Source organism: Paraburkholderia piptadeniae (assembly GCF_900007165.1).
Lineage (GTDB): Bacteria > Pseudomonadota > Gammaproteobacteria > Burkholderiales > Burkholderiaceae > Paraburkholderia > Paraburkholderia piptadeniae.
Map to the genome: position 1 here is coordinate 21,507 of NZ_CYGY02000052.1, position 5,228 is coordinate 26,734.

At 60.5% G+C, this 5,228-nt stretch carries 6 protein-coding genes and 1 pseudogene; all 7 read left to right on the forward strand.

What is annotated here, in order from left to right:
• The coding region (locus BN2476_RS48465; RefSeq protein WP_235850973.1) for an NAD(P)(+) transhydrogenase (Re/Si-specific) subunit beta at positions 1 to 432 on the forward strand (432 nt) is incomplete at its 5' end.
• Positions 433 to 468: 36 nt separating this feature from the next.
• The gene (locus tag BN2476_RS26615) at positions 469 to 1,503 is read left to right on the forward strand and encodes a phosphotransferase family protein (RefSeq protein WP_087737207.1); all 1,035 of its coding nucleotides are present in this window, start codon (positions 469 to 471) and stop codon (positions 1,501 to 1,503) included.
• 115 nt (positions 1,504 to 1,618) lie between these two features.
• On the forward strand, positions 1,619 to 2,383 hold the full coding sequence (locus BN2476_RS26620; protein WP_087737209.1) for an SDR family oxidoreductase: 765 nt from the start codon (positions 1,619 to 1,621) through the stop codon (positions 2,381 to 2,383).
• A gap of 21 nt (positions 2,384 to 2,404) precedes the next feature.
• On the forward strand, positions 2,405 to 3,637 hold the full coding sequence (locus BN2476_RS26625) for an acyl-CoA dehydrogenase family protein (protein ID WP_087737211.1): 1,233 nt from the start codon (positions 2,405 to 2,407) through the stop codon (positions 3,635 to 3,637).
• A gap of 233 nt (positions 3,638 to 3,870) precedes the next feature.
• On the forward strand, positions 3,871 to 4,131 hold the full coding sequence (locus tag BN2476_RS26630; RefSeq protein ID WP_087737212.1) for a DUF1488 family protein: 261 nt from the start codon (positions 3,871 to 3,873) through the stop codon (positions 4,129 to 4,131).
• A gap of 64 nt (positions 4,132 to 4,195) precedes the next feature.
• A complete protein-coding gene (locus BN2476_RS26635; protein ID WP_087737214.1) occupies positions 4,196 to 4,945 on the forward strand; it encodes an electron transfer flavoprotein subunit beta/FixA family protein in 750 nt (249 codons plus the stop codon).
• A 35-nt stretch (positions 4,946 to 4,980) separates the two neighbouring features.
• Positions 4,981 to 5,228, forward strand: a pseudogene (locus tag BN2476_RS48470) (adenine nucleotide alpha hydrolase family protein); the annotation flags it as partial.

Sequence of the window (5,228 nt, forward strand, 5' to 3'; positions counted from 1 at the left end):
CGCGCGCAGCACGCGCTGAAGGAACTGACCGACAAGCTCGTCGAAAAGGGCATCGACGTGAAGTACGCGATTCATCCTGTCGCGGGCCGCATGCCGGGCCACATGAACGTGCTGCTGGCGGAAGCCGAAGTGCCGTACGAGATCGTCCACGAGATGGAGGACATCAACGGCGAGTTCGGCCAGGTGGATGTGGTGCTGGTGCTCGGCGCGAACGACGTGGTGAACCCGGCCGCGAAGAACGATCCGAAGTCGCCGATCGCGGGCATGCCGATCATCGAGGCGTACAAGGCGCGCACGGTGATCGTCAACAAGCGCTCGATGGCGGCGGGTTACGCCGGTCTCGACAACGATCTCTTCTACATGGACAAGACGATGATGGTCTTCGGCGATGCGAAGAAGGTGATCGAAGAGATGGTGAAGGCAGCGGCGTAAAGACGCGCCCAGTTTGACAGGTTGAGGGAGGATCGAATGACGACTACGGGTACGGCCCATATGGATCTTGGTGCACTCACACCCTATCTTGAACGGTCGATTCAGGGCTTCACTGGGCCCGTGTCAGCGCACAAGTTCGCGGGCGGCCAGTCTAACCCGACGTTTCTGCTCAAGGCGACCAGTGGAGACTATGTATTGCGCCGACAGCCGTCAGGGCCGCTGCTGAAATCGGCTCATGCTGTGGACCGCGAGTTCCGCGTGCTGGACGCGCTGGCCAGAACCGATGTGCCCGTCGCCCGCGCATATCACCTGTGCGAGGACAGGGATGTGATCGGCACGATGTTCTATGTGATGAGTTTCGAGCAGGGGCGCATTTTCTGGAACCCCGCACTGCCCGAAATCGCACACGACCAGCGCGGCGCATACTACGACGCCATCGTGCGCGCGATGGCCGCGCTGCACGATGTGGACATCGTAGCGGCGGGTCTGTCGGACTATGGCCGGGCGGGCAATTACTTCGAGCGGCAGATCAGCCTCTGGACCCGGCAGTACCGGACCGCCGAGACAGAGCACATCGAAGCGATGGAGACGCTGATCAAATGGCTGCCTGTCCGTTGTCCCCCGCAGGAGGTTGCGCCTTCGCTCGTGCACGGCGACTTTCGAATCGACAATTTCATCTTTGACCCGCATGAATGCCGTATCAAGGCACTGCTCGACTGGGAACTGTCGACGTTGGGTCACCCGCTTGCCGACCTTGCCTATTTCTGCATGTGCCTTCGTCTGCCCGCAAACGGTCCGATCATGGGGCTGCAGGGCGAGAACAGGGCTACGCTCGGCTTGCCGGACGAAAAGGAGATCGCGGCCCGATATTGCGAACTGCGCGGCATCCCCGCGATTTATGGCTGGTCATTCTATCTGGCGATGAGTTTCTTTCGGCTCGCTGCAATCGTGCAAGGGGTCAAGAAGCGGGCAATGGACGGCAACGCGTCGCATGCGAATGCGCACGAGGTCGGGGCCATGGTGGGAACGCTGGCACGCATGGCAGTAGACGTCCTCGAGGAACAAGGCTGATTGCGCACATCGACAACGCGCCGTTCATGCACGGATGTTGGCGTAAAGGAATCGATCCGGCCGCGAGTCCGTATCGAACCAACATGCAGGATTTGTTTAGGGAGTATCTGTCCATATGAGCACAAAGCTTTTTGATCTGACCGATAAGGTCGCGCTCGTCACGGGCGCAAGCAGAGGAATCGGTGAAGAGATTGCACGGCTGCTTGCCCAGCAGGGTGCCCATGTCATTGTCACAAGCAGGAAGCTCGAGGACTGCCAGGCCGTTTGCGCGCGGATCCGCGAGGCGGGCGGAAGCGCAGAAGCGTTGGCGTGCCACATCGGCAGGATGGAGGACATTGCGCATGTCTTCGAACACATCCGTGGCGCTCACAAGCGGCTGGACATCCTCGTCAACAATGCGGCGGCAAACCCGTACTTCGGCCACATACTCGATACGGATCTCGTGGCGTTCGAGAAAACCATCGAGGTCAATATTCGCGGCTACTTCTTCATGTCGATAGAGGCTGGGCGGATGATGCGCGAGCAGGGCGGTGGCGCCATTGTCAACACCGCATCGATCAACGCATTGCATCCGGGTGACATGCAGGGCATCTATTCGATCAGCAAGGCGGCTGTCGTCAACATGACGAAGGCGTTTGCCAAGGAGTGCGGGCACTTCCGCATACGCGTGAACGCGTTGCTTCCCGGTTTGACCAGAACGAAATTCGCGGGCGCGCTGTTCGAAACAAAGTCGATCTACGACGACTGGATGGGACGCATACCACTGCGCCGCCACGCCGAGCCCAGTGAAATGGCGGGCACCGTGCTGTACCTCGTGTCCGACGCATCGAGCTACACGAATGGTGAATGCATCGTCGTCGACGGTGGATTGACCATCTGAGGCCGGCAACAAGGAGACATCATGCAATTCGACTACGCACCGAACGTCAAACAGTTGCAGGAAAAGTTGCTGGCGTTCTTTGACGAACACATCTATCCGAATGAATCACGCTATCTGGAGGAGATCAGGACGAACCGGCAGGCAGGCGATCCCTGGGTGCCCACTTGCGTCATCGAGGAGTTGAAGCCGCTTGCGCGCAAGGCGGGGTTGTGGAACCTGTTCCTGCCGCGCTCGACGCGGGCGCCCGAGGGGCTGTCCAATCTGGAGTACGCGCCGCTGTGCGAAATCATGGGGCGTGTGCCGTGGTCACCGGAAGTATTCAACTGTTCGGCACCGGACACCGGCAACATGGAGACGCTCGAACGCTACGCGAGCGAAGCGCTGAAGGATCGCTGGCTCGAGCCGCTTCTGCGCGGCGAGATACGCTCCGCGTTTCTGATGACGGAACCGGCCGTCGCCTCGTCGGATGCAACCAACATTGCGTGCCGCATCGAGCGGGATGGCGACCATTACGTCATCAATGGCACGAAATGGTGGTCGTCTGGAGCAGGCGACCCGAGGTGCAAGGTCTATATCGTGATGGGCAAAACCGACCCGGACGCGCCGCGTCACGCGCAGCAGTCGATGATCGTCGTGCCCGCAGACACCCCAGGCATCACGGTGAAGCGCTTCCTGCCGGTGTTCGGCTACGACGACGCACCGCATGGTCATATGGAGATCGAGCTGCGCGACGTGCGCGTGCCGGCTTCCAACCTGCTGCTGGGCGAAGGGCGCGGCTTCGAGATCGCACAGGGAAGGCTGGGGCCCGGCCGTATCCATCACTGCATGCGCAGCATTGGCGCCGCCGAGCGCGCACTCGAGCTGATGTGTACCCGCAGTCTCGAGCGTGTTGCTTTCGGAAAGCCGCTTGGTGAGCAGGGCGTCACGCAGGAGCGCATCGCAGAGGCACGATGCGAAATCGAAATGGCGCGTCTGCTGACCCTCAAAGCCGCCTACATGATGGATACGGCAGGGAACAAGGCAGCAAGGGCTGAAATCGCGATGATCAAGGTGATTGCGCCAAACGTGGCGTTGAAGGTGATTGATTGGGCAATCCAGCTTCACGGGGCAGCGGGTGTGTCCGATGACTTCCCGCTTGCGTACGCGTGGGCGAGCCAGCGCACGTTGCGGCTTGCGGACGGACCGGACGAAGTGCATCGCAACGCTATCGCCAGACTGGAACTGGCACGCTACCGGCAGAAAGAACCGGCGTGATGCAGGCCTCTGTTCTGTCCGGATGGGCGCGGGCGCGGCGCCTGAAAATGCTACCTCCACAGAGGGCGTCGCTTCGATTAGTGGCCAGATTTGTCCATAGAAGGTCAGGTTTGGACACTCGGTCCGGACGTGATCCGGGCTACGATTTCTTTCATGCGTTGCAGAACTTCCAGTAGAAGCCATGTGCAACATCGCCAGGTGCATCTGATTGAGCTTGATGTATTGAGGTCGCCATGAACATTCTGTTTCCCCCCATCGATACCGTACGCTTTGACGAAGGCCCCATTTGCTTCGATGCGCTTGTAGACGGCGTGCCCGTCAACTGCATATTGACTACGCGTGCGTTGAATGCTGCTGCACCGGTTGGTCACGTGATCTCTCGGCGCGAAGCCTTTGTGCTTGGGCAGCCGGCCATCAAGGAAGTCGTGGCCCGTCGGATCACGGAATCACGAGTCTCGCCAGTCGTCATCACCCAGGCCGCGTTCGATGCTTGACCGATAGCTGGGATAGCCGCAGCTGAGACAGACGTAAACGAACAGATTTGCCAGGAAGGACAAAGTGAAAATCATCGTGCCAGTCAAAAGAGTGGTTGACTACAACGTGAAGGTCCGCGTGAAGTCGGACAACACGGGAGTCGACATTGCGAACGTGAAGATGTCGATGAATCCGTTCGACGAGATTGCCGTCGAAGAGGCCGTGCGCCTGAAGGAAGCGGGTGTCGCGACGGAAGTGATCGCGGTGTCGGCGGGCGTCGCGCAGTGCCAGGAAACGCTGCGCACCGCGCTGGCGATCGGCGCGGATCGCGCGATCCTCATCGAATCGAATGAAGACCTGCAGCCGCTGGCGGTGGCCAAGCTGCTCAAGGCGCTGGTCGACAGGGAACAGCCTTCGCTGGTGATCCTCGGCAAGCAGGCCATCGACGACGACTCGAACCAGACGGGCCAGATGCTCGCCGCGCTGGCGGGCCTGCCGCAGGCGACGTTTGCATCGAAGGTCGTCGTGGCCGATGGCAAGGCGACCGTATCGCGTGAAGTGGATGGCGGCGCGGAAACGCTGTCCCTTACGCTCCCCGCTGTGGTGACGACGGATCTGCGCCTGAATGAGCCGCGCTATGTGACGCTGCCCAACATCATGAAGGCGAAGAAGAAGCCGCTCGAGACCGTGAAGCCCGAAGACCTGGGCGTCGACGTGACGCCGCGTCTGAAGACGCTGAAAGTCAGTGAGCCGCCCAAGCGCTCCGCCGGCGTCAAGGTGCCGGACGTGAAGACGCTGGTCGAGAAGCTCAAGACGGAAGCCAAGGTGCTTTGATCGACGCGAATTTACGGAAAGCGGAGACGAAAGAAATGACGATTCTGGTAATTGCTGAACACGACAACGCGTCGATCAAGGCCGCGACGCTGAACACGGTGGCTGCCGCGCAGAAGATCGGCGCCGACATTCATGTGCTGGTCGCGGGCCACAACGCACAGGCAGCCGTGGAAGCCGCTTCGAAGATTGCAGGCGTCGCCAAGGTGCTGTTGGCCGATGCGCCGCAACTCGAAGCGGGCCTGGCGGAAAACGTCGAGGCGACGATGCTGAACATCGCGAAGGA